Origin of the sequence: Melaminivora alkalimesophila (genome assembly GCF_000282995.1) — a bacterium.
Classification (GTDB): Bacteria; Pseudomonadota; Gammaproteobacteria; order Burkholderiales; family Burkholderiaceae_C; genus Melaminivora; species Melaminivora alkalimesophila.
The window spans coordinates 1-1532 of the sequence record NZ_ALEE01000463.1; the positions used below are offsets into that span (position 1 = coordinate 1).

The 1532-nt window shown below is 68.9% G+C and carries 1 protein-coding gene; it reads left to right on the forward strand.

What is annotated here, in order from left to right:
* Nucleotides 1–387 precede the first annotated feature (387 nt).
* The coding region (locus tag A612_RS09025; protein ID WP_019374172.1) for a malic enzyme-like NAD(P)-binding protein at nt 388–1532 on the forward strand (1145 nt) is incomplete at its 3' end.

Here is a 1532-nt window from a genome sequence, read left to right on the forward strand (position 1 = left end):
AGCAGGACGCCCGCCGCCAGCACCAGCCGGTTGCGGCCGGCGCGCAGCGACGGGACGGCGAAAGCACGGGAACGCATATGCATGGATCTCCAGGGACTCGGGAAACGTGCGAGCATAGCAATCAGGAGGGTGCCGGCGAAGCATTCCCGCGACAGCGCAGGCCGGCGCGCGTCAAAGGTGTTTCACCCGCCGCGCACCCGATGCACGGCCCTGGCGCCGGGCTGCCCTCCCCTACAATGGCCGCCACTTACCGAGCCTGCCTGTGCCCTGGCCCCGCGAGGCGTGCGCAACCAGGGAAGATCGGTCGCCGGCAGGGCTCCTGCGGCTGCGGTTCCCCGCGGTTTCGGCGCGGCAGGCCGACCCTCACCGAGAGCTGGAGATACCCTGATGTCCGAGACCCCCGTGCCTGCCACCCCCAGCGACAAACGCGCCCTGCTGCGCCAGGCGGCGCTGGAATACCACGAGCATCCGCAGCCCGGCAAGATCACCATCGCCGCCACCAAGCAGATGAGCAACCAGCACGATCTGGCGCTCGCCTACTCGCCCGGCGTGGCCGCGCCCTGCGAGGAGATCGTCAAGGACCCGGCCGCGGCCTTTCGCTACACCGCGCGCGGCAACCTGGTGGGCGTGGTCACCAACGGCACGGCGGTGCTCGGCCTGGGCGACATCGGGCCGCTGGCAGGCAAGCCGGTCATGGAGGGCAAGGGGGTGCTCTTCAAGAAATTCTCCGGCATCGACGTCTTCGACATCGAGATCGACGAGAAGGATCCCGACAGGCTGATCGAGATCATCGCCTCGCTGGAGCCGACCTTCGGCGGAATCAACCTGGAGGACATCAAGGCGCCGGACTGCTTCTACATCGAGCGCAAGCTGCGCGAGCGCATGAAGATCCCGGTCTTCCACGACGACCAGCACGGCACGGCCATCGTCGTCGGCGCGGCCATCCTGAACGGCCTGAAGGTGGCGGGCAAGGAACTGGCGGGCGTGAAGCTGGTGGCCTCCGGCGCGGGCGCGGCGGCGCTCGCCTGCCTGAACCTGCTGGTCAAGCTGGGCCTGCCGCGCGAGCACATCTGGGTCACGGACATCGCCGGCGTGGTCTACCGGGGCCGGCCCGAGCTGATGGACGAGGACAAGGCCCAGTTCGCACAGGACACCGAGCTGCGCACCCTCTCGCAGGTCATCCAGGACGCCGACGTGTTCCTCGGCCTGTCGGCCGGCGGTGTGCTGAAAAAGGACATGGTCGCGAAGATGGCGGCCAACCCGCTGATCTTCGCGCTGGCCAACCCCAACCCGGAGATCGCGCCGGAGGACGTGAAGGAGGTGCGCGGCGACGCCATCATCGCCACCGGCCGCACGGACTACCCCAACCAGGTCAACAACGTCCTGTGCTTTCCCTACATCTTCCGCGGGGCGCTCGATTGCGGCGCCACCACCATCACCACCGAGATGGAGATCGCCGCGGTGCACGCCATCGCCGAGCTCGCCCAGGCCGAGCAGAGCGAGGTGGTGGCGGCCGCCTACACGGGCGAGCC